This is a genomic window from Colwellia sp. Bg11-28 (genome assembly GCF_002836245.1).
Taxonomy (GTDB): domain Bacteria; phylum Pseudomonadota; class Gammaproteobacteria; order Enterobacterales; family Alteromonadaceae; genus Colwellia; species Colwellia psychrerythraea_A.
In genome coordinates this window covers 313736-340712 of record NZ_PJBA01000018.1, presented here as the reverse complement: position 1 = coordinate 340712, position 26977 = coordinate 313736, and the positions used below count along the sequence as shown (strand labels likewise).

Annotated in this window: 22 protein-coding genes; 13 read left to right on the top strand and 9 right to left on the bottom strand. The window is 37.9% G+C overall.

From position 1 onward, the window contains the following. Positions 1 to 12: 12 nt before the first annotated feature. The 6 genes from CXF79_RS18815 to CXF79_RS18795 all read right to left on the bottom strand — a co-directional run bounded on the left by CXF79_RS18815 (position 13) and on the right by CXF79_RS18795 (position 5336). A complete protein-coding gene (locus CXF79_RS18815; RefSeq protein WP_011044923.1) occupies positions 13 to 702 on the bottom strand; it encodes a PspA/IM30 family protein in 690 nt (229 codons plus the stop codon). Between the two features lie 51 nt (positions 703 to 753). Continuing rightward, positions 754 to 1167 carry a YjfI family protein gene (locus tag CXF79_RS18810; protein ID WP_011044922.1) on the bottom strand — a complete coding sequence of 138 codons (414 nt, stop codon included), beginning with the start codon at positions 1165 to 1167 and terminating at the stop codon, positions 754 to 756. A 169-nt stretch (positions 1168 to 1336) separates the two neighbouring features. Beyond that, entirely contained in the window at positions 1337 to 3043 is a 1707-nt protein-coding gene (locus tag CXF79_RS18805) for a polyamine aminopropyltransferase (protein ID WP_011044921.1), read from the bottom strand. Positions 3044 to 3103: 60 nt separating this feature from the next. Next, the gene (locus tag CXF79_RS23430; protein ID WP_157825902.1) at positions 3104 to 3382 is read right to left on the bottom strand and encodes a hypothetical protein; all 279 of its coding nucleotides are present in this window, start codon (positions 3380 to 3382) and stop codon (positions 3104 to 3106) included. A 42-nt stretch (positions 3383 to 3424) separates the two neighbouring features. Next, entirely contained in the window at positions 3425 to 4327 is a 903-nt protein-coding gene (locus CXF79_RS18800; RefSeq protein WP_011044919.1) for a DUF350 domain-containing protein, read from the bottom strand. Positions 4328 to 4358: 31 nt separating this feature from the next. Then, a complete protein-coding gene (locus CXF79_RS18795; protein WP_101158243.1) occupies positions 4359 to 5336 on the bottom strand; it encodes a hypothetical protein in 978 nt (325 codons plus the stop codon). Positions 5337 to 5475: 139 nt separating this feature from the next. Between CXF79_RS18795 and glnE the strand changes: the two genes are divergently transcribed. Beyond that, complete coding sequence (gene glnE / locus CXF79_RS18790) at positions 5476 to 8334, top strand: bifunctional [glutamate--ammonia ligase]-adenylyl-L-tyrosine phosphorylase/[glutamate--ammonia-ligase] adenylyltransferase (protein WP_101157134.1); 2859 nt, start codon at positions 5476 to 5478, stop codon at positions 8332 to 8334. Between the two features lie 36 nt (positions 8335 to 8370). On the opposite strand, the gene CXF79_RS18785 is transcribed toward glnE, so the two are convergent. Beyond that, positions 8371 to 9069, bottom strand: coding sequence for a TcpQ domain-containing protein (locus CXF79_RS18785; protein WP_101157132.1), 699 nt, complete (start codon positions 9067 to 9069; stop codon positions 8371 to 8373). A 176-nt stretch (positions 9070 to 9245) separates the two neighbouring features. Then, entirely contained in the window at positions 9246 to 10184 is a 939-nt protein-coding gene (gene lpxL / locus CXF79_RS18780) for an LpxL/LpxP family Kdo(2)-lipid IV(A) lauroyl/palmitoleoyl acyltransferase (protein ID WP_011044915.1), read from the bottom strand. A 130-nt stretch (positions 10185 to 10314) separates the two neighbouring features. Here lpxL and CXF79_RS18775 point away from each other — a divergent pair, with 130 nt between their 5' ends. Continuing rightward, positions 10315 to 11409, top strand: a complete 1095-nt coding sequence (locus tag CXF79_RS18775) for a glycosyltransferase family 4 protein (RefSeq protein ID WP_101157130.1) — start codon at positions 10315 to 10317, stop codon at positions 11407 to 11409. Positions 11410 to 11511: 102 nt separating this feature from the next. Here the strand turns inward: CXF79_RS18775 and tolC are convergent, their stop codons facing one another. Continuing rightward, positions 11512 to 12861, bottom strand: a complete 1350-nt coding sequence (gene tolC / locus CXF79_RS18770) for an outer membrane channel protein TolC (RefSeq protein ID WP_011044913.1) — start codon at positions 12859 to 12861, stop codon at positions 11512 to 11514. Positions 12862 to 13004: 143 nt separating this feature from the next. Between tolC and CXF79_RS18765 the strand changes: the two genes are divergently transcribed. The 11 genes from CXF79_RS18765 to CXF79_RS18715 all read left to right on the top strand — a co-directional run bounded on the left by CXF79_RS18765 (position 13005) and on the right by CXF79_RS18715 (position 26972). Then, on the top strand, positions 13005 to 13649 hold the full coding sequence (locus CXF79_RS18765) for an NUDIX domain-containing protein (protein ID WP_011044912.1): 645 nt from the start codon (positions 13005 to 13007) through the stop codon (positions 13647 to 13649). Between the two features lie 79 nt (positions 13650 to 13728). Beyond that, a complete protein-coding gene (locus CXF79_RS18760) occupies positions 13729 to 14223 on the top strand; it encodes a DUF1249 domain-containing protein (protein ID WP_101157128.1) in 495 nt (164 codons plus the stop codon). A 48-nt stretch (positions 14224 to 14271) separates the two neighbouring features. Further along, a complete protein-coding gene (locus tag CXF79_RS18755) occupies positions 14272 to 15063 on the top strand; it encodes a metallophosphoesterase (RefSeq protein WP_101157126.1) in 792 nt (263 codons plus the stop codon). A gap of 123 nt (positions 15064 to 15186) precedes the next feature. Beyond that, on the top strand, positions 15187 to 15804 hold the full coding sequence (locus CXF79_RS18750; RefSeq protein WP_101157124.1) for a YqiA/YcfP family alpha/beta fold hydrolase: 618 nt from the start codon (positions 15187 to 15189) through the stop codon (positions 15802 to 15804). Between the two features lie 97 nt (positions 15805 to 15901). Next, positions 15902 to 17788, top strand: a complete 1887-nt coding sequence (parE, locus tag CXF79_RS18745; protein WP_101157122.1) for a DNA topoisomerase IV subunit B — start codon at positions 15902 to 15904, stop codon at positions 17786 to 17788. Positions 17789 to 17855: 67 nt separating this feature from the next. After that, entirely contained in the window at positions 17856 to 18236 is a 381-nt protein-coding gene (locus CXF79_RS18740) for a hypothetical protein (RefSeq protein WP_101157120.1), read from the top strand. Further along, a complete protein-coding gene (locus tag CXF79_RS18735; protein ID WP_101157119.1) occupies positions 18237 to 19478 on the top strand; it encodes an HlyD family secretion protein in 1242 nt (413 codons plus the stop codon). 184 nt (positions 19479 to 19662) lie between these two features. Then, a complete protein-coding gene (locus CXF79_RS18730; protein WP_232769249.1) occupies positions 19663 to 21576 on the top strand; it encodes a tetratricopeptide repeat-containing diguanylate cyclase in 1914 nt (637 codons plus the stop codon). Then, complete coding sequence (locus tag CXF79_RS18725; protein WP_101157115.1) at positions 21573 to 22868, top strand: GGDEF domain-containing protein; 1296 nt, start codon at positions 21573 to 21575, stop codon at positions 22866 to 22868. Before CXF79_RS18730 ends, CXF79_RS18725 begins: the two co-directional genes overlap by 4 nt. A 499-nt stretch (positions 22869 to 23367) precedes the next feature. Then, the gene (gene parC / locus CXF79_RS18720) at positions 23368 to 25677 is read left to right on the top strand and encodes a DNA topoisomerase IV subunit A (protein ID WP_011044903.1); all 2310 of its coding nucleotides are present in this window, start codon (positions 23368 to 23370) and stop codon (positions 25675 to 25677) included. A 125-nt stretch (positions 25678 to 25802) separates the two neighbouring features. Continuing rightward, entirely contained in the window at positions 25803 to 26972 is a 1170-nt protein-coding gene (locus CXF79_RS18715; protein WP_101157113.1) for a metallophosphoesterase, read from the top strand. Positions 26973 to 26977 lie beyond the last annotated feature (5 nt).

Sequence of the window (26977 nt, the reverse complement as noted above, 5' to 3'; positions counted from 1 at the left end):
GCTTAGGTAAGGTTACTTTTGTTTAGCTTTTAAACGCTCTAATACTGAGTTAGCGCTATTGTCTTGTGAGCCAATACCTGCGGCTTTTAACTGCGCTTGTAATGATGAATCCGAATTTTCAGATTCAAGTAACTCACCCGCTTTCATTTTGTCATCAAACTTTTGTTGCTTAGCTTTAATACGTTCTAAAGAATCTTTCGCACTTAATAGCTTAGAATTGCTTGATGAAAAGTTATCGGTAATAGCTGACGTCGCTTTTTGTACACTTTCAGTGGTTTTAACCATAGAAAGTTGACGTTTATGCTCGGCAACTTGACGCTCACTTCTCTTAACTAACTCTTTCAAACGTTCAGCATTGCCACTAAAACTATCGTGAGCTTGTTGCTGATCGGCTAAGGTACCTTCTAAGGTAGCAATTTTTTCTGCTACAGCAAGTGCTAGTGTTTCATCACCTTTTTCGAGTGCTTGTGTTGCATAACCTTCGTGTTCTGAAACTTCACGGGTTAAACGATCAACTTCACGTTTTGCTGACATTTGCTCAGCCATAACACCTGTTAAATCACGTTTTGCTTTGGTAAGGTGATTTTCAGCATCACGTATTTCTTGTTCAAAGATACGGGTTGCATTTGCATCAATGATAGCTTCACCAGCTTCTGATGCACCGCCACGTATTGCGGTCATTATTTTTTTAAATATACTCATTAGTAACTCCTAACTAGGGGTAATCAAAGTGACGCTTAATTAGTTATTTAACTAAAGTAAGTAATCACTCATATCATCAATCACTTCTATGGCATTGTTGCTTAACACTGCTAATTCATGCTCAACATCTGAAAAGCTTGAACTGATAGATAAAGCGCCAAAGACTACATATTTATCACCAATTTTTGAAAATGATGATAAGGGCATAGGGATATTCATTTCTAACATGCTCTCATGCATGGCATGAATACATTCAGGTTTAACTTCTTCTGCTCCCCATAAGTAGCTGATGCAAATAATTTGGTCTTCGGTTACCGAAACAAAAATTGGTAACTCTTCACGGTCTGAAATGCTAATTTGCAGGACGTCGACTTCGCCAGATATTGGTTGGCAATCAAAGCTCATTCCTGTGTCTGAATTATCTGCCAAGCTGTTTAAGTGATCGGCTATAGTATGAATATTCATGTATTTCCTATCCTTCCTTTCTTTAGTGAAAAAGTAGATGACATAATATGTCGTCTGAGTTAAATTTAACATCTTGACATATTATGTCAAGGTGTTTTTATAAACTAATTGTTACTCTTTGTAGTTACTTTGTATCAATTGTCTTTGCGAAACATTTTGGTATTATCGATTAATTTAAGCCTTGTTGATCTTGCCAAGCGCTTTGGTGTAATTGATAAATCGTATGACTGCCTAAAATGTTAATACCAATATTATCTTTGTTCTGATAAAAATCATTAGGGAAAATGAAAGCAGCCTTTAATATAGCCAAGTTTAACCATTGATGCGCTACTGGAAGCTTAGTTAGTTTGTTTAATCTTGTTAACGGGCTAGCGCCACTCTTAGAGGCAATGGTCCATCCCCATTCACCAAAACTGGGCACATTATCGTGATATTGCTCTACATGGGAAAACTTAGCTGCTGCTAAAGTATTACCAATAGCAATAAAAGAGTCTTTAGCGTGATAAGGGCTAGTTGATTGAATTGCAATCAAACCATCACCTGATAACAACAACTTAAGTCGTGCATAAAAGTTTACCGAATAGAGTTTGTTAAGATCGGGATGACTTGGGTCTGGTAAATCTACAATAATTGCGTCGAATGTTTGTCGATCCTCTAACAATTGATTAATGGCAATAAACGCATCAGCACGATAAATTGTGACTCGTTCATCTTGTAAACTATTTTTATTTAACTGTAAAATTTGACTCGCTAAGCGAGGGTTTACTTGCTTCTTTGGTTGTTTGAAAATATCAATTAATTCACTATCTAAATCAATTAGCGTCACGTGTTTTGGATTGTATTTTAAAACATCTCTTAACGCTAAACCGTCACCGCCGCCAATAATTAATATCTTATCATGTCGCGCAGAGCCTGCCATTACGGGGGCAACAAGGTAATCATGATAAATATGTTCATCAATAGATGAAAACTGTAAACGACCATTTAGATAGAAATTGATTATATTGTCTTGCTCAAGACCCATATGCCGTTCGGTAAAGGTTAACTGTTGATAACGAGTTTTATCGGTGTGAACCACTTTATCAAGATAGAGCAGACTATTCATTTGATTAAGCCATTGATTACCATAACTAAACATTAAAACTATAATTAAAGCTAAGGCACAATGTAAAGCAACAAAGGTTTTACGCCAATTAAGGTGTTGCCAATAACGGAGAATAAAAAAAGCACCGGCAATTAGGTTTAAACTTGCGGTGAGTGCTGCTGCTTTACTAATGTCTAAACTCAGTAAAAAAACAACCCAAATCGCCGCACCAATACCAGCACCAACATAATCTGCGCCATAAATAGTGCCTAAATTATTGGCAAGGTGTTGCTGGTGAATGCTCTCACGAATGCGAGCAATTAATGGGATCTCCATACCAATAAAAAAGCCGAGTAATACCCCAAAGAAATAAGGGCTATTAAACGCTAGCCAACTTAAATCCTTGAAAAGCCCACCTTGAGGTTTCATATCAGGCGGAAGTGATAACATATCTGCAATCAGTTGCGGGAATATTTGCGTAATAGCGATTAAACCACCAATGATCAAAATGGCAGAGCTACCCAGTAAGGCAATAATAAGTTCTAGCCATACGAAACCATTAAAAGCACAACGTACTTTTCGAGCAGCAAAAGCACCAAGTCCCATCGACACTATCATTAAGCCAATCATGGTGTAGATAGTGCTTTCCATCACGCCTAACACTCGACCGGCGTAATGAGAGAGTAAATACTCATAAATTAGCCCACAGCCTGCTAGAACAGCCATCGTCAGAATAAGTAAGATATCGTCGAGTAGGTGAGACTTCTTTTGAGGTAAAGTGTTTTGTGCCATAGGTATTAGTGACTAGTAATTAAGGTAAAAGGAGAGTGATAGATGAAGTTTATGCAGTGTTTAATGATGCTCACCACCAGCACCTGAGCGCACTATGGTGGTGAGTTTATACCCGTTACCAATCAAGATGCCTGTTTCAGAGTGCTTGAGCAATTTCAATACAAGGCGCACCTTTGTAGTAATGCTTATTCCCTTACAAAAAGGTGCAACGACGTAGTGATGATGCTCAAACGCTGCTTCGATGGGGCTAAAAGCGATTTGGGCGGCGTTATTAATTTGAACAAGAGAGTAACCATTGTTTAAAATTAATGCCTTGCTTAAAACACTTTTAACTCCCACTGAAATCACGCACCTTGAATGATAACAGGTATAACACTTTTATTAGGCCATTAGTGCCGTTAATATTAAGGCTATAGCGATACTGGTTGCCATTTCAATACTGGCAACACCGATGTTATGTTGTTGATCAACTTCTTCAACTAGGTTTATTCCCCAAAGCACGATGCGCTTAGCTATTGCAGAAAGTAGAGCAACAAGTAAAGTCATCCCGATACCAAAAACTAACCAGCCGAGTAAATTGACGACTAATGTTTCTGGGCTATAAATTAGGAAGTGACTGGCAGCAGTTACCGCTAAAGCGGTACTAATGACTTGGCCACTATAACGAATGGCTAAAGCAAGTTGACCATTACTTAACGCTTCTTGTAAGCAATCTTCTTGGTTGTTTTTAGCATACTGTCGTTCGCGTAGTCGAGTAATTATGACTAACATGGTTTGAGCAACAATAAATCCACTTGTGATAGCAATGAATGTACTTAAATCGAGCCCGTCTACCCACAGTAATACAGCACGAATGATTATCGCTGTTGCAATAGCACCAGCGGCGTCGATAATACCTATAGTTAAGTTTTTCTCTATTATCAGTGCATTTTTATCTAAGTGCTGCAGTGCAATTTTATCATGGATAATACGACCTACTTTAATCAGTATTAAACCATAACCGCCGTATGCCAGCATACCAATAGCTTCCATAGCATAGCTACTTGCTGATTCGCCAGTAATAGCACCAGTAAGAACAATGCCTAGCGCTAATACACTACCAGCAACACTGATGCCAAAAGCGAAGTTATCTTCTTTGGCTAATTCATCAGTACTGTTTACCTTTGCACTAAGTCCTGAAAGGAAACGCATAGCCCCTAATAATAATATGGCTATCGAAACATCGATGGCCAAATAAACGAGCAAGTCTTGATTAACACCAGTGAGTTCGATGAATGAGTTCATAATTTGACTGTTCCTATTCTTTATTTATTCATTACTTCCCGCGTCTAAAACCGCGTGATGTATTGGTGTTTGAGTTTCTAAAACTAGAATTTTTGCTTTTAGATTTACTGGCATAATTGCTTTTCTTCACACTATTGGTGCGAAAGCGATTAGCACTCGTTTGGGCTGTTTTACTTTGGCTTGATAAGCTTGACGATCCCGCTCTATTTTTACTATACGGGCTGGTAAATTTTTGCCCGCGACTACTGAACGACTTCTTAGTGCGAGTATCAAGCGACGTTTGTTTCTTTAATTGGCTTGGTGAACTGTAACGTGTTCTGCCGTAGTCGTTGTAGTAGCTATAATTACGCTGTCTACCCCAATCATTATAAGAGGTACGTCGGCCAAACATGTCACCCATCATTGAGTACATGCCATACCAAGCCCAAAAAGACATGCCATTGCTGCCTGTTTGCCAGTTACCATAACTGGGGTTACCAATTAATTGCTCACCGGTACCGAAATCTTGAGCATTGTTGGCTTGCTGGCTCTGCGATTTTGATAATGAATTAATACGAGGCAGTTGACCATCAGACATATCAGCCAATACATTAAGCGGGTCGCTCAATGCATCAGAATAAAGTACGGGATCTGCTGCTTGGTAAATATTTAGTAATTCATTATAAAGCGCCTGAGAAGACTCAAACATTTGAGGTTGATTTTTTGCTGTATTAATCCTATCTAATAGCGATTTGTACATAGGGCCATCAGTAGAAGCATCTATACGAAACTCATTGATCAAGGGGGCTAAGTTCGCCTTATGAATCATTACTGTATCAGCATATTTTTTAATTAAGCTGGCATTGCGAACTTGACCATTATTTAAAGCATCACCTAACTGAGCAACTCTTTGCTCGGTCATGGGTAATTGCTGTTCGATTTGCTCTTTTACAGGATCACCACAGCCAACTAAACTAAGCGTGGTAATTATGATCAAGAGCAATAAAAAAGGTGTTTTTAGTAAGTGCATTTCTGCCATCATCTCCTTAAAAATGCTATGTTATCGTAATAGTTAATTAATATTAGCGACAAATCATAGACAAGTGTCAATTAATACCATTAACGACATATTATGTCTATAGCAACGCTTGCTTATATAAGGAATTCTTGTGACGTTATCTTTTTCTCCTCTTTTACACGACCAACAAAAAATCAGCTGGCAGCAATTTAGTGATCAACATGCAGATGCCTGTAATGAGTTAACACAAGATCAGCTTAGTGCGTTTAAACAAGCGATAACCTTGAGTGATTTCATCTTAAACAGTGCCTTACAAGCACCTGAACTCGTTCTTGATCTTTTTCAAGAACCTAACGAAGAAGCATTACCTGATTATAAAAGTCTTTTGGCTGGACAATTATCCCCTTGTACTGATGAAGTCCAGTTGCATCGAATCCTTAGGCGATTTCGCTTACAACACATGGTTAAGATAGCGCTTGATGACTTGATTTTTAGCATTAGTCTAGATATTTCATTGGCAAGATTATCTTCATTAGCGGACGAACTTATTTTAGCTAGCTTGCAGTGGCTCACTGATTTTTGTCAGAAAAAGTGGGGTACACCGACAAATGAACAAGGTGAAAACCAGACTTTATTGGTCTATGGCATGGGGAAACTTGGTGGCAAGGAATTAAACTTTTCCTCCGATATAGATTTAATTTTCACTTATCCCGAAAGTGGAGAAACCCAGGGCTGTCGCCGCAGTATAGATAACCAGCAATTTTTTACCCGCTTAGCCCAAAAGCTTATTGCCTCATTACATCAAGTTACCTGTGATGGTTTTGTTTATCGTGTAGATATGCGATTACGTCCTTTTGGTGATAGTGGGCCACTGGTGCTGACATTCAATGCAATGGAAGATTACTACCAAGAACAGGGACGCGATTGGGAACGTTATGCCATGTTGAAAGCACGGGTTATTGGTGAGTCTAAATACCATGAGCAGTTATCAAGCATGCTCAGACCCTTTGTTTACCGTCGTTACATCGATTTTAGCGTCATCGATAGTTTACGTCGCATGAAAATGATGATTGCGCAGGAGGTTCGTCGTAAACAATTAATTAATAATATTAAACTTGGTGCTGGTGGTATTCGCGAAATTGAATTTATCGTGCAAGTTTTTCAGTTAATTAGAGGCGGGCGGGTAAAAGAGTTGCAACAACGCAGTTTATTAATTGTGTTGCCAAAACTTGTCGACTCAGGCGAAATTAACGCTGCAAATAAAGAAGTATTAGAAAATGCTTACCGTTTTTTACGACGTGTTGAAAATATCATTCAAGCTTTAGCTGATAAACAAACGCAAACATTGCCCGATAATGAACTTGAACAGCAGCGATTATTAACCGTACTTGCTATTAAAACCTGGCCTGAATTTTTAGTTATATTAGCCAAACATATGGATGGTGTTCACCAAGAGTTTGACCAACTTATCGGACTTGATAGTCCGAACCATCAAGCTGCAGATGAACACTGGGTAACCCTTTGGCATAGCCGCTGGAGTGATGAAGAGTCTATTGCTTGGTTAGAACAAGAAGCACATTCATGGGAAAGCGATAAAGTTTGGCAAATACTGCATGATTTTCGAGAGGATACGAGCAAACGCAGTTTAGGTAACAGAGGTCGTCAGGTGTTAGATAAATTAATACCATTACTGTTATGTAGATTACAAAAAAATGAAATGGCTGAGCAAGTTATCGCAAGAGTATTGCAAGTCTTCAGCAAAATAGTGACACGTACTGCTTATTTAGAACTACTTTTTGAAAATGAAGGTGCGTTAAAGCAACTTATTCATTTATGCCAAGCAAGTAGTTGGGTGACAGATTATATTGCTAAATATCCTATTTTACTTGATGAACTTATTGATCCCAAGTTATTACACAACCCACCACAATTGTCATCTTATGGCATCGAGTTGCGTGAGCGCATGTTAAGAATTCCAGAAGAAGACCTTGAAGCACAAATGGAAGCTTTGCGTCAGTTTAAACAATCTCAACAATTACGCATTGCCGCCGCTGAAATTGCCGATGTATTACCGGTAGCAACAATCAGTGACCACTTAACGTCCTTGGCTGAAGCCATTGTATCAGAAGTGATAAACCTTGCATGGCAACAAGTTAGTGAGCGCTTTGGTATACCAACCTCTTGCTTAGATGGCGCCAAGGAGAAAGGTTTTGGTGTTATTGCTTACGGGAAAACCGGCGGGGTAGAGTTAGGTTACAGCTCAGACTTAGATTTAGTCTTCGTCCATCATAGTGAGGCAAGTGAAGACACAACGGGTAGGGCTGATGGCAGTAAAGTCATACCAGCCAGCCAGTTTTACGTGAAGTTAGCCCAGCGTATTATGCATATTTTTAACACCCGTATGAATAGCGGCATATTATATGAACTAGATATGCGTTTAAGGCCGTCAGGTAATTCCGGCTTATTGGTTGTACATTTAAATACTTTTGCTCAGTATCAACATGAAGAAGCTTGGACATGGGAGCATCAAGCGTTAGTCAGAGCCCGAATGATTTTTGGTAATGAGAAGCTTCAGCAACAATACATCAATATTAGGCAAGATGTTTTATCAAAACCAAGAGTATTTCTCGAGCTTAAAAACGATATTATTACTATGCGTGAAAAAATGCGTAGCCATTTAGATAAATCAAGTGAATCGCTCTTTGATATTAAGCAGGGTAAAGGTGGCTTGGTTGATATTGAATTTCTTGCTCAGTTTTTAGTACTTGCCTACGCTACGCAGCATAGGGAGTTGATGCTTGTATGTGATAATTTAGGTATTTTTAAAACCCTACTGAAGTTGGACTTATTAGAAAAGTCAGAACAACAACAGCTAAGTAATATGTATCAAAAATTAAGGGCTTTAGGGCATCAAGCGACTATGCAAAATGCGGGGCAACTAATTAATAGGGAAAGCATCGTTGGTGAAAAAGCGATTGGAGACATTTGGCAAAACCGCCTAGTTGATTAAATCAGGCGGTATATCAAGGACGATTAATAAGCCAGGCTAATAAGGATTCTCACTAGCAAGTAAAATACACTCCTCATCTAAAAAAGGTTGAGGAGCACTCTTAATGACTACAACCGCGCGTTGACGATAACAAAAGAAAATAGAGAGGCCTGATTCAAAATGTCCTTCAATGGCTTTTGCTACTTGAAAAGTGGTTTTTAAAATATCTTTTTCAATTCGAAACGGATCTTTTACGACATAATCACGGTTTAACCACCAAATTAAATCAATACCGTCTTTTTCAGAATATTCTACTAACTTTTGGTTTAAAGTATCACCTGTTCTAAAGGGTCTTGATTCAATACTTCCTTGCCAATTTTTATTATATGGACGAACTACCATTTCTCTTGCTTGTAATAACTTAGCTAAGTCACCTTTAGGGTCAGGAAGATAAACAATGTTATTACGAATTTTAGGACCTTTGCCATCCATATCACCATGTAAGTTTGCATAAAACTTAGATAAACCATCTGCCGCAGCATTGCCTGAGCTTCTCCCTTGCTGATAAAGGCTAGTTTTACTTTCAACCTCCACTTCTTTTGGCGTCGAATCAACAACCGTTTCAGTCGTTTTTATAGGATTTTCTTTCGTATTAGAGCCATCGAGAGAAAGTAAAAAGTCCTGGTTGGCAAAAAATAACCAAGCCAATATCGTAAGAAAAAGCCCTAAAATAATGTTCCGCAGCCAAAAGTTCATCGGTTAATCAACACCTTTGTTATTATCACCTGAATTATAGTGAAGGTTAGCTTACTTTACGTAAAGAAAAATATTTATACAAATTATCAATGTAAACTTTAAACTTTAACCTTTTAAGTTTTAGAATATTAAAGAAAACTCTCTTTATTTTCTATCGCTAAAGGTATCGTTGAACATTATTTATATAATGAAGCATCATCAGGATTTGGCCTCGTTTTAAAACGTCTGTGCAACCACATGTATTGTTCGGGTTTTCGTGAAATTGCTTTTTCCAACTCTTGATTGATACGAGTGACATCAGCAATATTATCTTGAGTGGGAAAGTTTTCTAATGGCGGCATAATTTCCAACGTATAGCCACTGCCATCGTCGTTTCTTACTGGGATAATCATCATGGTTTCTACATTTTTTTGACGAGCAAAGATTAAAGTACCCGTTGTCGTTGCTGCCTCTTTAACACCAAAAAACGGCACAAAAACACTACGATTTCTGCCATAGTCTTGATCGGGTAAGTAAATACATGCTTCGCCATCTCTTAGCGCTTTCATCAAACCTTTTACATCACGCTTACCTAACATGTACTTATTCGAACGACCTCGACCTCTGAACTGAAAGAACTCCATCAATTGATTATTATGAGGACGATAAAAAACAACCATAGGGTGGCCATAACCAACGCCTCTTGCATTCATTTCGACACTTAAATAATGCATCGCAAGCAGTAAAACGCCATTGCCTTCTTTACGTGCTTTTTCAAGGTGCTCTAAACCTTTGACTTTAAACTTTCGTTTTACTCGCCAATCAGGCCACCACCAGCCCATGCCGGTTTCAAAAAGTGCAATGCCTGTATTTTCAAAGTTTTTCTTTAATAATATTTGTAATTCATCTTCACTTTTGTCTGGAAAGCATAATCTAAGGTTCGTTAAGGCTACGTGTTTACGCTTGGAGCCAATTTTCATTAATAATCGGCCGAGCATACGTCCCATGAACAGCTGAAGTTTGAAAGGCAGCCATGAAATAGTGTAAAGAATAAAAACACCTAACCATGTAAGCCAATATTTGGGTAATAAAAAAGACAATTTAAAATCTGGCTGTAAAACTTTATTGCTACTCACAGTGTTCTCTCTGAGGAATATGTAGGTTCATGATTATACCTAAGTTACTTTTAAATAGGCAATTAACTTATTATCTGCTTTCAAGTAGAATGGTGAATATTATTTAACATATTATTAATTGTTGGTTGCTATGGTTCAAAGAGAAAAAAATATCGTCAATGAACAAGAGATCGAATTGATCATTGGTAATTCAAATTCTAATTTTTCTGGCGTAACATCAACCATGTTACAGGTTTTGTCCCACGAACAAAGTTTGATCAATTTACGGGTGATGGGTAAACACCATTTACCTGATGAGTCATTATCGATAAGTTTTTGGCAAGTTGCTAATTTAGGACGAAAACCACTCTCTACAGGTAAATTTAGGGTTTTTCATGCCCGTCGTGTTGATGAGATGATCCAAGCCTTATTATTAAAGTATGTATTTCGCGTTAAACTAAAAATTGTTTTTAGTAGTGCTGCCCAGCGTTATCGCTCGGGTTTTACACTCTGGTTAACGGATAGAATGGATGCGGTACTTGCCATGTGTAAAGCCTCAGCAAGTTATTTACACCGAAAACCTGATGCTATCATTTACCATGGGGTAAAAACTGATATTTATCTGCCAGCAACAGATAAAAGTCAAGCGTGGCAATCTCTTGGTTTACTTCCAGAAAATAGCGCTAAAGGTAAAAAGGGTATTGCGATATTAGGGCGAGTCCGTAAGCAGAAAGGGGTGCACCTATTTGTTGAATCGTGCATCGACATATTAAAAGATAGACCTGATTATACCGCAGTGATTGTTGGCTCAATATCTTCGAGCAATGAAAGCTTTGTCAATGAATTACAAAGTAAAATTGACCAAGCTGGGTTAACTGAACGTATCGTGTTTGCTGGGGAGCAAAACTTTGCTGATATTCCTAAAATATTTAGCAGCTTGTCATTAGTCGTTGCCTTGAGTGAAAATGAAGGTTTCGGTTTAACTATTTTAGAAGCTATGAGTAGTGGTGCAGCAGTATTGGCCAGCGAGGCAGGTGCTTGGCCTGAAGTTGTACGTCAAGGAGTTGATGGTTACGTTGTGCCTATTAATGATTTAGACGCAGTTACCGAAAAAATGTCGCTGTTATTAGCTGATGAAGAGAAACTAATGCAAATGGGGCGTGATGGCCGTGAGCGGGTTTTAGAGCATTATTCAGTTGAGCGTGAAGCAAAAGAGCTGGTAACGTTTTTTAGAAGTTTGATGTAAATAAAATAAACTAAAGTTATATAAGTATTATTATAAAAAAAAATGACAAGTAGCGTTAAATACTACTTGTCATTTTTATTGTAAACAATGGGTTATGATCGACTAATTAGCGACCATCAAACCAGAGTTAATAGCATTTATATCTTGATCAGTGATTGTACCTGCTGCACGTTTTAATAATAAAACGTTTTGGATATAGGCATAACGCGTTGATGATAAATTACGTTTTGCGTTATATAAATTACGCGTGCTATCTAATACATCAACAATAGTACGAGTACCCACTTCAAAACCAGCTTCAGTCGCTTCAAGTGCTTTTTGGGCACTTAATACCGATTGTTCAAATGCTTTGATAGCTGAAATAGCAGCAATTACCGTATTGTAAGCATTACGTGTTGTACGAACGACACTACGATGCGTTAAAGATAAATCTTGGCTAGCAAATACAAAGCTATTTTGTGCTTTACGCACTGAGCTTTGAATAGCGCCACCTGAATAAATAGGAACATTTAACTGTACGCCTATCGAGTAGCCATTAACGCCAGGTAAGTCTGCGGATGCTGCACTTCCAATCGTTTGCTCTTCATCCTTGCCATTATAGTTTGCACCAAAGTCTAGCGTAGGATAATGACCAGCGCGGGCAATATCGATATTATCTTGCGCGATATCTATGCCTACTTTAGCGGTAATCAAGTCAAGGTTTTTCGCTTCTGCAGTAACTTGCCACTCATCAGCGCTATTTGGCACCGGAGTACTAGTACTGAAACGTTGAGTATTTAATACACTAACGTTTTTAGGGTAGCTATTCGTTATTACTCGTAGTTCTTCTTCGGCTTGGAAAATCGCATTTTCCGCACGAATCTCTTCGGTAACAGCACTATCAAATTGTGCTTGTGCTTCATATACATCAGTAATAGCGGTTAACCCAACTGAAAAGCGTTGCTTAGTTTGCTCAAGTTGACGAGCAATGGCATCTTTTTCAGCGGTAGCAAAAACGAGATCATCTTTAGTGCTAAGTAAATCAAAATAAGCCTTAGCAACGCGAGTAATTAAATCTTGCTTTGCTACTTGATAAGTTAAATCACTTTGATGGGCTGCTTTTTCTGCATTATTTAAACGTAACCAGCTATCGTGATGATAAAGCTGCATATTTAAGCTAGCGCCATACGTTAAGCTGTCTGACTCTTGATTGATAATTGAAGTGTTATCAGTGCCGACAAACTCTTGTTCACCTATAGAGTAGCCACCATTAGCAGAAATTTGTGGTAATAAAGCAGAGCGTGCTTGTACTATATCTTCTTTTACTATCATAAACTGAGCTTGTGATTTAAGTACCACAGGATCGTTTAATAAAGCCTGTTGATAAACGGTAAGTAAATCATCAGCCTGTGCTTGTGTACTACTAATAGCAGTAGTTATCGCTATAATTAGTGTGCTTAGTGTTTTATTCATGAGTAAGGAATTCCTTGGGTGTATTACTCTTGTTCTATATTTATAGATATTCGCTGGTAGAGTATCCTACATGGATTTTTAAATTAACCAAATAAAATAACTGTTTACTAGTGTAACAAATTATTATTAAAAAGAGATACTTGATGAAAAGTAATAAAAATAAGCCGGATGCTATGCTGAAGTTTGATAATGAACAGGTGTCTGTGCACTCAGTGGTAACGAAATATCAGGGCTTTTTTAAGATGAATGAATATTCACTGCAGCATAAACTTTTTTCGGGAGAGCAAAGTCAGCTATTTACCCGAGAAGTTTTTGAACGTGGTGATGCTGTGGTCGTCATGCCTTATGATGCAAAGCAAGATAAGGTGCTATTGATAGAGCAGTTTAGACCTGGTGCTTTAAGAGGGGATGACAGTCCTTGGTTATTAGAATTTATTGCGGGGATGTTTGACGAAAATGAAACGCCAATAGAAGTCGCTATAAGAGAGGCCAAAGAGGAAACTAATTTAACACTTTGCCCTAATGATTTAGTACCTATGATGCAATATCTTTCTAGCCCTGGCGGTATGAGTGAGCGGATTCACCTATATTTAGCGCACTTTAATAGTGATCTAGTAACGGATGGTGCTATTCATGGTTTGCCTGAAGAAAATGAAGATATTTTGTTACATATTGTCAGTCGCACTCAAGCTTTGGCGCTATTGACCGATGGCAAAATCACTAACGCAGCTACTATTATCGGGTTACAATGGCTGGCACTGAACTATCAATCGTTATCGATTCAATAGACAAGCACTAAATAGTCATGCCACTGGAAGTAATATTTCTAAAGATATTAGTGTTTGAAATGGCAGTTAAGAGGCAACCATGAGTTTTTTTCCTAACAAAGCGTTTAATAACGCAGGTAGAAAAAGTTACCAACCTAACTTAGTTAGTTTGATGACCTTGTGTGCCAACAATTATATGTTACTGCAAAAAGTATTAGCAGGTAAAACGGCACTTAGTGAAATTCGACAATTTTTTATCAGTGACTTCCTCTCCTATAGCGTAACGATAATAGAAGTAACTCGTTACACCTCTGTTATCTGTTTTGAGCAAGATAGTTTAAGCTCATCTTTTAAAAATATTCCGAACATTGTTGCCACTGCACTTCATCCACGCATGACTATTCGGTTATATCATGATGCTCGTATGGCGGAAGTTCTTTCAACACAGGACATCAAGCAGGTAAAGCCTCGTTACGATTACCCTAATAGTCAAATGCACCAACAAGATGAAAAACAACAAATCAATCAGTTTTTAAATGAATGGCTACATTTATGCTTACGCTTAGGGCAAGTAAATGTAGAGCTGCACTCTTAATTTATAAAGAGCTAATTTATAAAGTGTTAACTGATGAAGTATTAATTTATGACCATAACAGAACCTTATTCTCCAAATAACCAGCCTATTACTTTTGCACAAATAACTGATAGTCATCTATTTGCATCAGTTGACGGCTTACATCATGGGAATAATGTATTCACTAATCTTAAAATAGTTTTATTGAGTATTTGCGATAACCCAGCCATAAAATATATCATTTTTACTGGGGACTTGACCCAAGACCACACCGAGCAGTCTTACCAGAATTTTGTTGATTGTGTGCTTGAGTGTAATATTACTGTGCCTATTTATTACTTGGCAGGCAATCATGACGAGCCAGAACTATTAGACAAATATTTTTCAGCATCACCGTTTCAAGCAGACAAAGAAATTAACTTGTCGCATTGGCAAGTTCAACTCGTTGATAGCAAGAGTGCTACTCCCGCAGGGTATGTTGGAGAACAAGCATTGGTGAAACTAAAAGATGCTATCCAGAAAAATAAAAATCAGTTACTTATGATGCACCATCATCCCATTGATGTTGGTTACTTTATTGATAAGCATGGTTTACAAAATAAGGATGCTTTTTGGCAAGTTATTAACTCCTATGACAATATAAAAGCGATTGCGTGTGGGCATGTCCATGGTGATATGACGTTAACTAACGCTCCAACCAGCCCATTAAATAAGCCAGTTATTTTATATACTTGTCCTGCTACATCGATTCAGTTTGATCCAACTTTTGATGGTGTAACTGCGTTAAGCAAAGGGCCAGGATATAGACTTTTTTCTTTATATGCAGATGGCCAATTAAGCACTGAGGTTGTTATGTTATAAATAATGAAGCATAACGAGAAGATGATAAGTCAAAGCATTATGGTTATTCCTTTCTAAATAGAGCGCCTATTTAATAACTACAATTAACTATTAAAATTAATAACTAAAAGTAAAAGCTTAATAATGAAAAAAAACATCCTCCATATTCATGGTTTTAACTCTTCTCCCTTATCGTTAAAAGCAGAGCAAACCCGTAAATATATAGCTAAAAATTTCCCTAATGTCGGATTTTACTGCCCTCAACTAGCAACAACGCCAGCGAACGCGATTAGTCAATTAGAGCAGCTTATTGAAACACATGATTCAAATACAAAATGGTATTTAATCGGCTCTTCATTAGGTGGTTATTTTGCTCATTATCTCGCAAAAAAATATGACTGTTTAGCGGTATTAGTGAATCCAGCAATAACACCTTATGAACTGTTGCACGATTATATTGGTGAGCAAGTTAATCCTTATACCGAGGAAGTCTACCAAGTGACCGAAGATCATATACAGCAGTTGAAAGCGCTTGAGAAAACTGCACCAACAATTGATTGTACGGAAAAAAATAATTACCTAGTTATGGTACAAACGGGCGATGAAGTGTTAAATTACCAACAAGCTGTGGAAAAATATCAACATTGTCGATTAATAGTACAAGAGGGTGGTGATCATAGCTTTATCAACTTTGAGAATTGCTTACCTACCATCAGTGATTTTTTTCAACTTGATAACACCAAACAGATTAATTCTCGCTAAGTGATTAATATAGTAGTCAGGTTGATATAGCCACAAATAAAATTAGCAATGTGCAATATAGCCTAAATCTTTTAACTGCGATCAAATTGAGTTTCAAATGACTGACCAATACAACTCCGACTCCATTGAAGTACTTAGTGGTTTAGAACCCGTTCGCCGCCGCCCAGGTATGTATACCGATACCACTAGACCTAATCATTTAGGTCAAGAGGTTATTGATAACTCAGTGGATGAAGCGCTTGCCGGTCACGCACAAAATATTAGTGTTATTTTAGAAAAAGATCAGTCACTTGAAATAATTGATGATGGTCGTGGTATGCCTACCGACATTCACCCTGAAGAGGGCGTGTCAGGGGTTGAGCTTATTTTCTGTAAGCTGCACGCAGGCGGTAAGTTTTCTAATAAAAGCTATCAGTTTTCAGGTGGTTTGCATGGTGTTGGTATTTCCGTAGTTAATGCCTTATCAACGCGTGTTGATGTCAGTGTTAGACGAGACAGTAAAGTCTATGAAATGGCATTTGAAAACGGTGACAAAGTTGAAGAGCTGCGAGAAACAGGCACAGTAGGAAAACGAAACACAGGTACGAGTGTTAAATTTTGGCCCGATGCTAGCTATTTTGATACTTCGAAATTTTCGGTGCGCCACCTTACGCATTTACTTAAAGCTAAAGCGGTATTATGCCCAGGCTTAACCATTAAATTTCATGATAAAATTGAAGATAAAAAATATCAGTGGTGTTATGAAGATGGTCTTACCGATTACCTAAAAGATTCAGTAAAAGATTATGTTTCATTACCTGAAGACCCTTTTGTTGGCAGTTTTACTTCACAACTTGAGGCGGCCGATTGGGCTGTTACTTGGTTACCGGAAGGTGGTGAAAGTATAGGTGAAAGTTATGTTAACTTAATTCCAACCATTGCCGGCGGTACACATGTTAATGGCATGCGCCAAGGGCTACTTGAATCGATGCGAGAATTTTGTGAATTTCGTCATCTATTACCACGTGGTGTCAAATTAACGCCGGATGATATCTGGGATAAATGTAGTTATATCCTATCTATCAAAATGCAAGACCCGCAATTTGCTGGGCAAACCAAAGAACGATTATCGTCACGTCAATGTGCCGCTTTTGTTAGTGGCGTAGTCAAAGATGCTTTTAGTTTATGGCTAAACGAGCATACCGATAAAGCTGAACTTTTAGCTGATTTTTGTATTAATAACGCCCAAAAGCGTATGCGAGCTAGTAAAAAAGTAGTCCGTAAAAAAATCACGCAAGGACCTGCTTTACCGGGTAAGTTAACTGATTGTGGTAGTCAAGATTTAGCGCGCACCGAATTGTTTTTAGTAGAAGGTGACTCCGCTGGTGGTAGTGCTAAACAGGCAAGAGATCGAGAGTTTCAAGCGATAATGCCACTTAGAGGTAAAATTCTAAACACCTGGGAAGTCGATTCTGGACAAATACTTGCTTCGGTAGAGGTACACGATATTTCAGTGGCACTGGGCATTGACCCTGACAGTGACGATTTATCTGAATTACGTTACGGTAAAATTTGTATTTTAGCGGATGCCGATTCTGATGGACTACATATTGCGACCTTATTATGTGCCTTATTCATGCAACACTTTTTACCTTTGGTTGAAGCGGGTCATGTCTACGTTGCCATGCCGCCTTTATATCGTATTGATATAGGTAAAGAAGTCTTCTACGCATTAGACGAAGCTGAAAAAGACGGTATTTTAGATCGAATAGAAGCAGAGAAGAAACGTGGTAAGGTAAACGTGCAACGCTTTAAAGGTTTGGGTGAAATGAATCCACCGCAATTACGTGAAACTACTATGGATCCTAATACCCGTCGATTAGTACAGTTAACCGTTGATGAACATAGTGAAACGATGGAATTAATGGATATGCTACTTTCTAAAAAGCGTAGTCCAGACAGAAAAATTTGGCTGCAAAGTAAAGGTGATATGGCAATTGTTTAAAGTTAACGTAGATATAAATTAGCCATAAGTTCGCTATAAGAGATAATTCAATAACTAGGGAGAGGAAATGAATACAGAGCATATTCCAGGGTATTTGGCTGGCGCTAATAGTGATCCTTTAATGGTTGTAATGGCTGTTATTCTTATCGTTATAGTTTTAATCGCGGGTGTTTTCTACTTTAAATTACATGCAATACCTGAGCATATTGCTCACGGGAAAAATCATACCCAAATACAGCTGATCACAATATTAACTATTTTAGCTTTATTTACTCATAACAATATTTTTTGGGTTGCAGCTTTGGTGCTAGCCGTTGTTGAACTACCTGACTTTTTAACCCCTTTACAATCTATTGCTAAGTCTTTAGCGACTATTGCTCAAAGTAAAGAGCAAAAAACACAGAAAAAGACTGAAGATACAGCAGCAGCAGTAAAGGAGGATAACTAAATGTTAGAAGTTTTACTTTGTTCGCTTATTACTATTTTGCCGGATTATTTATTCCGAAAATATCGCCAAGGTAAGGCATGGGGGAAAGAAATTACCTTTTTCACCATGTGGTATGAGCTACGGTGGGGCATAACAGCCTGTGCGATGTTATCTATATCATTAGTAACGCTAATTTTTTATTATCACCCATCAACCACTAACGCTGCACCACTATTTAGAACCGTTTCTATAATGCCGGAGAAAAGTGGCAGGGTTCAGCATGTATTTGTTGAAAATCATCAGAAAATTAAAGCAGGTACGGCTATTTTTAGCATGTATGATGAATCTCAAATGGCGGCAATTGAACAAGCAGAAGCAAATGTCAGGCAAGTGGAGGCTGAGTTTTCTACCGCCTATGCACAACTTACGGTAACAAAAAGTAACGTGGAAAAAGCTAGAAGTGCTTATATGCGTTCGAAGAATGAATATGATCGTAAAAAGGAGCTATCACTAAAAGGTAATAATATTATTAGTGAAAGCGAAGTACAAAAAATGGCTGATACTGTCGCAATAAATGAAGCGGGTTTATCAGCATCTTCTGCTAATCAAGTTTCAGCCCAAGCCGTCATTGATAATATTTTACCGGCAAAAAAAGCCAGTGCAATTGAAGTGTTAAATAGTGCGATTGTTGATGAAGCTAAACGTACTGTTTATGCCCACATTGATGGAGAGTTACAGCAGTTCGCGTTGCAGCCAGGTGACTTTGTTAATCCAATGATTCGCTCTGCCGGTATGATAGTACCTTCTTCTGGTGATGCATCAGGTAGAGAAGCCGTTCAAGCGGGTTTTAACCAATTAGCGGCGAATGTTATTAAAGTAGGTACTTTTGCTGAAATAACGTGTTTATCTAAACCTTTTACCATCATTCCTATGAAAGTAGATAGTGTTCAAAGCGTTATTGCAACAGGTCAAGTTAGAACCAATGAGACCTTGTTAGACGTGCAAGAACGTGCGCGACCAGGCACACTAACGGTAAGATTAGTACCACTGTATGAAGGTGGGCTTGATGGCGTAATCCCTGGCACAAAATGTGTAGCAAATGCATACAGTTACCACCATGAGTTAATCGCCAGCGGAACACTCAGTACCTCAGAGACACTTTATTTACATATGGTTGATGCTGTAGGGGTTGTTCATGCCATTATCCTTCGCATGCAAGCCTTATTACTACCTGTTAAAGTATTAGTCTTTTCAGGGCATTAAACAGCTATGTGTTAGTGAATGACTCATCAATAACACTGCTTTGATCATGTAATAGAGTTAAGTTGAAAACCCTCTTTTAAGGAGGGTTTTTTGTTGCTTAAATAATACGGTTTAACTCTCAGGCTAAATAGTTCTATACTGCTATTCTCGGTGAATGCCGACCTGCTTATTTAGGAGTTAGTATTTGTTGTGTTTTAGTAAGAAAATGCCCCAGGCGAGTCATATCGTTATCAGTATTTCCCTTTTCCTTATGTCAATGGTTGCTGTCGCTCAAGAAACGATCGATATTAAGCAATTTAACCTCGTTGCTGAACAAGTAACAGAATTGAAAAAGACTGATTTAGTACTCTCCCTCAAACAATTAACTGCTTTTGAAAATGTGCTTAGTGCGCTCACTGTTGAACAAAATTTGGTTTACTTCAAACTACTTGCGGAAATACAAATTGAACAAAATAGATATAGTGCGGCTAAAAAAACGGCGAATGAAGGGCTCATCATAGGGAGAAGACTTGCTAGTCCAAGCATATTAATGAGTGAACTATTGTACTTAAGAGGTTTTTCATTTGAAAGTTTAGGGAATATTCCTCGGGCAACTAAAGAGTATAAAAAGGGCTTAGAAGTAGCGGAGTCTTTACACAATAAGATACAAGTAGCTCTTGGGCTTATTAACTTAGGCGCTATTGCTTATTTAACGGATAACTATAAGCGCTCTTTAGTTTTGCTTAATGATGCTTATAACATCGCAGGACAAACTGATGATGAAGAGCTTAAAGGTACCGCTAACACTGAATTGGGTATTCTCTATTCTCTGTTACGACAAGGTGATCAGTCTATGGCTTATTATCAGCAGTCATATAAACACTTTAAAAAGGCTGGCCTGTTATTATCTGCACATAACAGTTTGCATAACATTGCCATCACTCATATTCGCGAAAAACGTTACGAACAAGCAATAACCGTCTTTAAAACGATAATAGCTGAATCAAATAAAGATACTTCGAGTGACAGTATGTTTACTGTTTATTCAGGTATGGCTTGGGCTCATTTAAAGAAAAAAGACAGTAATATTGATGCCGCGCACCAATATTTATTGCTGGCCAAACAGTATTTACAGTTCACTGAGAAAGTAGATTACCGTTTACAGTTTTATTTTGATGAAGCGAGTGTTTTATACAAATTAGAGCGCTTTGATGAAGTATTGATAAGTATAGCTCGTATTGAAAAAATACTAGTTAATCATGAGGATATGCCTAAGAGAAAAAGAAAAGGTTATGTCAATATCATCAACCTTAAAGCTAAGGTTTTTTATAAACAAGAAAAATTTAAACAAGCTTATGAGACAAAGTCTAGAGTGATCGCGTTAACAGAAAAACTCTATGAAAATGAAGATAATCGCTCCATTGCGCAAGTTCGTCTAAAGCTTGAAGCCGAGCAGGCAGATAAGCAAAATGAAATATTAAACAACCAAAAATCCCGTTACGAAGCTAGCTTCAATGAAGCAAAATTAGAGAATGAAGAGCAGCGAATATATCTGATTATTAGTGCTTTACTTGCCTTAGCTTTTGCGTGGGTGTTAGTTAAATTAATTCAAAGTCAGAAGAAGCTAAAAGTCGCCTTGAACGTTGATAAACTTACCGGGACGGCTAACAGGCGTCGCTTGATGGTAAAGTCTCAACAGGCTTTTGAATTAGCAAAAGTTAAACAATATCATTTGAGTTTAATGATGATTAATATCGATCATTTTAAAGGTATTAATGACAGTTTAGGCCATAGTATTGGTGATGAAGTTTTAGCTAAAGTCGCTTTTATTGGCGCTAATATGGTGCGAAAGAATGATGTTTTTGGTCGTTTTAGCGGTGGAGAGTTTATGGTGTGTTTACCAAAAACCAACTTGAAGTTGGCAATGGAAACAGCAGAGTGTATTCGCGCTGCTATTAATGAACATACATGGCAGCTTAACAATATTGAAAAAATTAGCGTCAGTATTGGTGTTGCTACCTTAACTGATGATAGTGAATTAATCAGTTTAGTTAAAAGAGCTGAGGAACAACTTTATCAAGCTAAAGCCTCGGGGAAAAATAAGGTGTGTGCCCAATGAAATTTATCAGTCACATCATATTCATAATATTGGTTGTCCCGTCGATTTGGATATCGATGTGTCAGGCGAATGAGCTTGCTAAAGTACCTGTTTTAGATGAGGGAGAAACTAAAAAAAGTAACTTGTTGCATATCCCACCAACAAAAATGTTACCCATCAACCCTGAATTACTCTTCTTATTTACACAGTTAAAACAAAAAAGTATCGAAAAGAATAAAATTGAAATAGCACTTGCACAGCTGACTTTATCCACAGCACCATTAAACCCTGCAGAGCAATATTTACTTTTAGTCGCGCAAGCGTTATTGAAAGAAAATGCAAATGATAAAAATTCTGAGAGTCGTAACAGTAATAATAGCAGTAATATTATTGCCCTTTTGGAACAGGCAGGAAAGTTATCGGAACAAATTTCTGAACAGCAATTAGCACAACCTGAATTTTTACAGCTGCATTTATTATTAGCCGATCACTACGCAAGACAAAGAAAATATGATTTAGCTTACCTAGAAAAAAAATCCTATTTAACAACATATAATATTTATCGTAAAAATAAGCGTATAGCTATGATTGCCTCTTTAGAGCAATCATTTGAAGTTAAAGATAAAAAAGCCAATAACGCATTGATGGAAAGTCAAAATAAGTTAAAAATTCGCCGAGTTGCTGAAGTACAAGACGAAAAAGCTGCGCAGCAATATAATTTCACGCTGATTATCAGCACAGGTATCGTCTTTGTATTGATTTTATTCAGACAGTTAAGAATACGTAATAAACTTATCCTCTTGACTCGAACAGACGCTTTAACTGGCTTATCAAACCGTAATACTTTGTTTAAACACGGTGAGAAAATGGTGTCTAGTTTTACAGAACAGCCAGAAGAGTTATCGATATTATTGTTAGATTTAGATCACTTCAAAAAAATTAATGATAGTTTTGGCCATGATATTGGCGATGAAATCTTAATGGCAGTATCAGATTTAGTTAAAGAAACCATGCGTTCTCGTGATTTGCTTGCTCGTTTTGGCGGCGATGAGTTTGTTGCATTATTACCTTTTGCAGACAGCAATAAAGCAAAAGCTATTGCCATGCGTATCAATGAAAAAATTTCGCAGTATGATTTTTCATCTTTAGTTTTACAAAGTAGGGTAACTTTCAGTATTGGTGTTGCAACGATGGCTGATAATAAAATGAGCTTCGACGACTTATTACATGATGCCGACTTAGCTATGTATCAAGCGAAAGATCAAGGCCGAAATACCGTTATTTGTTATCAAAATATCTCTGTAGCAGGATGAAGGTATGCTAATACCCATTCTATTAAATTAATTACTACGGAATCCTGCTCTTTGATTAGTAACAGGTGTAGACTATGTATTATACCAAACGGATTAACTTATTGGTCAGCTTAGAGCTACATTAGCGAGCTTAAAACAAGGAAAATGAGTTAACCATAGTTATTCTATATTTGATTCATTTTGTGATGTTGTTAGTTTGCTAGTGAGTTCCCGCAGGGCGATATTAAAAGGCTTACATACAGCGTTATTGATTTTGACAAGGGAATAACCATTCTCTTCATTCAATGCCTTGCCTCTAAGCCTTTTAATTCTCGCTAAGTGATCAATAAGTTAGTCCTATTGGTATTATTAAAGCTTTTGTTACTTTTATCTATTTTGTCTAAGGTCATAATCAGATAAGCTATAATCGTTATCCTCAGGTTACTTTGGTTTACTTTAACCAATGTCATAACCTTAATAATAAAAATAATTAGACTCGTAATATCAGGAAAATCAATTCATGTCAGATGCGCTCGAATATAGCCTTGATGGAGTAGAACAGGTCCCATTAAGACGTTTTACTGAAGAAGCTTATTTAAACTATTCCATGTACGTAATTATGGACCGTGCTTTGCCACATATTGGTGATGGCTTAAAGCCCGTGCAAAGACGCATAGTTTATGCAATGTCAGAGCTTGGTTTGTCTGCGACTGCTAAATATAAAAAATCAGCCCGTACTGTTGGTGACGTATTAGGTAAATTTCATCCCCATGGTGATAGTGCTTGTTATGAAGCTATGGTATTGATGGCGCAACCTTTTTCTTATCGATATCCTTTGGTGGACGGGCAAGGAAACTGGGGAGCACCCGATGATCCTAAATCGTTTGCCGCAATGCGTTATACCGAGTCGAGATTATCACGTTTTAGTGAAGTATTACTTGCTGAACTAGGGCAAGGCACTGTTGATTGGCAGCCAAATTTTGATGGCACCATGCAAGAGCCAAAAACACTGCCTGCGCGTTTACCTCATATTTTACTCAACGGTATTACGGGCATTGCCGTCGGTATGGCAACGGATATTCCACCACACAATGTGCGTGAAGTTGCTGATGCTTGTGTGCATTTAATTGAAAATCCTAAAGCAGAAGTGAGTGACTTACTTGAGTTTGTTAAAGGGCCTGATTATCCTACAGATGCTGAGATTATTACCCCGAAAGCCGAAATTGAAAAAATATACCAAACAGGGCGTGGTAGCATAAGAATGCGCGCTGTTTATGATGTAGAACAGGGTGATATTGTCATTACCTCACTTCCTCATCAAGCCTCGGGTGGTAAAATATTAGAGCAAATTGCGGGACAAATGACAGCGAAAAAACTGCCTATGGTAGTCGACCTTCGTGATGAATCTGATCATGAAAATCCTGTACGCCTTGTCATTATTCCGCGTTCAAACCGTGTTGATGTTGAACAATTAATGCAACATTTATTTGCCAGTACCGATTTAGAAAAAAGTTATCGCGTTAACATCAATATGATAGGTTTAGATAACCGTCCTGCAGTGAAGAACTTGCTGGTCATTTTATCTGAATGGCTTGAATACCGTCGTGAAACAGTACGCCGTCGTCTGCAATATCGTTTAGATAAAGTATTGGCGCGCTTGCATATTCTTGATGGTTTGTTGGTCGCTTACCTAAATATTGATGAAGTCATTGAAATCATCCGTGGCTATGATGATCCAAAAGCAGAGTTAATGTCTCGCTTTGCCTTATCGGACACTCAAGCTCATTCAATTTTAGAGATTAAATTACGTCAACTGGCCAAGCTCGAAGAAATAAAAATTCGTGCCGAGCAAGATGAACTTCGTATAGAACAAGATTATTTAGAGAAGATCCTTAATTCAAAAGCACGCATGAGCACGCTGATGAAAAAAGAGATCCTTGCTGCAGCAGAACAGTATGGTGATGATCGCCGCTCTCAATTAGTTGAACGTAGCGAATCAAAAGCACTTACCGAAAAAGATTTAGTACCAAGTGAGGCGGTAACCGTTGTCGTTTCTGATAAAGGTTGGGCCCGCTGTGCTAAAGGTCATGATATTGATCCTACCAGCTTAAGTTATAAAGCGGGTGATGGTTATTTGTGTGCTTCAAAAGGGCGAAGTAATCGCCCTGTGGTATTTATAGGTTCTGATGGTCGTGCTTTTACTACTGACGCGCATACCTTACCAACAGCACGCTCTCAAGGTGAACCATTAACGGGACGCTTTAACCTTTCAACAGGGAAAACCTTCGTCCATAGCATAATGTCTGATGACGATGCTCAATATCTGCTAGTCAGTGATGCCGGTTATGGCTTTGTTAGTAGTTTTGGCGATATGGTTAGTCGAAATAAAAATGGTAAAGCATTAATTAGCTTACCTGAAGCCGCTAAAGTGTTGATGCCGCAATGCATCAACAATATTGAAAATGATAACTGCCTCACTATTACTAGCGAAGGGCGTATGTTAGTTTTTCCGGTTAAAAACTTACCAGTACTCAGTAAAGGTAAGGGTAATAAGATTATCAATATCCCTTCTGCACGATCAAAGTTACGTGAGGAATTTGTTAGTTTACTTTGTATCATCCCAGAAGGCGCGGCAATTACTCTGCATGCAGGCAAACGCAAGCTTACGCTAAAAGCGGCAGATATCGAGCACTATAAAGGTGAGCGTGGTCGTCGTGGCAATAAACTACCTAGAGGTTTACAACGCGTGTCAGCAGTAGAAATTGAATCGGGTTCTGTGACTAACTCTGATGAGCAAAGTGAAAATGAAGAGCCTAAAGCGAGCGAGTAAAGCTATTACGGTGTACTCATAAACGAGTAGTTTGCTTGCATTACATAATAAAAAGGCCAACAAATGATTCACATTTGTTGGCCTTTTTATTCAATATATTAATTTCCTTACTTTCTGGAGTTGCCATGTTTCACTCTTTTTACATTAACCTGCGTTCAATTATTCTCACATCAACATTATTATTGGCCAGTAGCCTTTCAACCTTGGCTTATTCCAATGAAAAATCTAAGATTGAAACATTACCACCGGTTGATGATGGACCTTATGTTTTTGTTAATGAACAACAACAACTTGAGTCCTATTGGTTGTGTCAAGGTGATGTTATAACTCGTACTACTGAAGCGGTTAGTTTTCCGTTGTCTATTTCGGCTTGTAACATGCCTGCCGATATACACGCCTTGCGAAGTATTGAAAACAAAGTACTCGAATTTTCTGGTGATTATCCTGTTGCGGCATTAAGTGATTTTCATGGTAAATATGACTTGATGATTGAGCTACTAACTAATAACAAGATCATTGATAAAAACAAAAACTGGGCTTTCGGAAAAGGGCACTTTGTTATCACTGGCGATATTTTTGATCGGGGTGACAAAGTCACTGAAATATTATGGTTTTTATACGATTTAGAGCAACAAGCCCAAAAAGCAGGGGGGGATATTCACTTAACGCTAGGTAACCATGAAGTGATGATACTCAATGGTGATTTACGTTATTTACACCCTAAGTATGTTGAAACGGCGAAGCAACTAGATAAACCTTTTGAACAACTATTTAGCCAAAATAGCATTATCGGTAATTGGTTACGCAGTAAGCAGGTATTGGTTAAGGTTAATAATATGCTGTTTGCTCATGGTGGTTTTCATCCTAGCTTAGCCACTGAACAGCGTAGCTTGGTTGAAATCAATACTGTCTTTAAAGAGAGCTTAGTAAAGTCTGAGCTTGAGCAGCCACGAGCAGGTTGGGCTAAATTTCTTCACACCACTAATGGTCCTATTTGGTATCGCGGATATTTTGCCGCAGATCGTGAAAAGGCTACTAGTGCAAAAGGCGCTAGTTCAAAAGACAAAGGCGCAACTTCCAAAGAAATTGATTTATTGCTCAAACATTTTGATGTTGAAAATTTAATCGTTGGTCATACCTCACAAAAACAAATTGAAAGCCGTTATCAAGGAAGAGTCATTGCCATTGATTCAAGTATTAAAGAAGGACATTATGGTGAGGTATTGTTTATTGAACAGGGTAAGAAATGGCGCGGTAGCTTAAGTGGTAAAGTGTTGCCGCTATACCATCAATAACAGTA

Bases quoted from the DNA above. Each gene is read 5' to 3' on its own strand.
- CXF79_RS18815 (WP_011044923.1), bottom strand. From the start codon at position 702: ATGAGTATATTTAAAAAAATAATGACCGCAATACGTGGCGGTGCATCA.
- CXF79_RS18810 (WP_011044922.1), bottom strand. From the start codon at position 1,167: ATGAATATTCATACTATAGCCGATCACTTAAACAGCTTGGCAGATAAT.
- CXF79_RS18805 (WP_011044921.1), bottom strand. From the start codon at position 3,043: ATGGCACAAAACACTTTACCTCAAAAGAAGTCTCACCTACTCGACGAT.
- CXF79_RS18800 (WP_011044919.1), bottom strand. From the start codon at position 4,327: ATGAACTCATTCATCGAACTCACTGGTGTTAATCAAGACTTGCTCGTT.
- CXF79_RS18795 (WP_101158243.1), bottom strand. From the start codon at position 5,336: ATGCACTTACTAAAAACACCTTTTTTATTGCTCTTGATCATAATTACC.
- CXF79_RS18785 (WP_101157132.1), bottom strand. From the start codon at position 9,069: ATGAACTTTTGGCTGCGGAACATTATTTTAGGGCTTTTTCTTACGATA.
- CXF79_RS18775 (WP_101157130.1), top strand. From the start codon at position 10,315: ATGGTTCAAAGAGAAAAAAATATCGTCAATGAACAAGAGATCGAATTG.
- tolC (WP_011044913.1), bottom strand. From the start codon at position 12,861: ATGAATAAAACACTAAGCACACTAATTATAGCGATAACTACTGCTATT.
- CXF79_RS18765 (WP_011044912.1), top strand. From the start codon at position 13,005: ATGAAAAGTAATAAAAATAAGCCGGATGCTATGCTGAAGTTTGATAAT.
- CXF79_RS18760 (WP_101157128.1), top strand. From the start codon at position 13,729: ATGAGTTTTTTTCCTAACAAAGCGTTTAATAACGCAGGTAGAAAAAGT.
- CXF79_RS18755 (WP_101157126.1), top strand. From the start codon at position 14,272: ATGACCATAACAGAACCTTATTCTCCAAATAACCAGCCTATTACTTTT.
- CXF79_RS18750 (WP_101157124.1), top strand. From the start codon at position 15,187: ATGAAAAAAAACATCCTCCATATTCATGGTTTTAACTCTTCTCCCTTA.
- parE (WP_101157122.1), top strand. From the start codon at position 15,902: ATGACTGACCAATACAACTCCGACTCCATTGAAGTACTTAGTGGTTTA.
- CXF79_RS18740 (WP_101157120.1), top strand. From the start codon at position 17,856: ATGAATACAGAGCATATTCCAGGGTATTTGGCTGGCGCTAATAGTGAT.
- CXF79_RS18735 (WP_101157119.1), top strand. From the start codon at position 18,237: ATGTTAGAAGTTTTACTTTGTTCGCTTATTACTATTTTGCCGGATTAT.
- CXF79_RS18725 (WP_101157115.1), top strand. From the start codon at position 21,573: ATGAAATTTATCAGTCACATCATATTCATAATATTGGTTGTCCCGTCG.
- parC (WP_011044903.1), top strand. From the start codon at position 23,368: ATGTCAGATGCGCTCGAATATAGCCTTGATGGAGTAGAACAGGTCCCA.
- CXF79_RS18715 (WP_101157113.1), top strand. From the start codon at position 25,803: ATGTTTCACTCTTTTTACATTAACCTGCGTTCAATTATTCTCACATCA.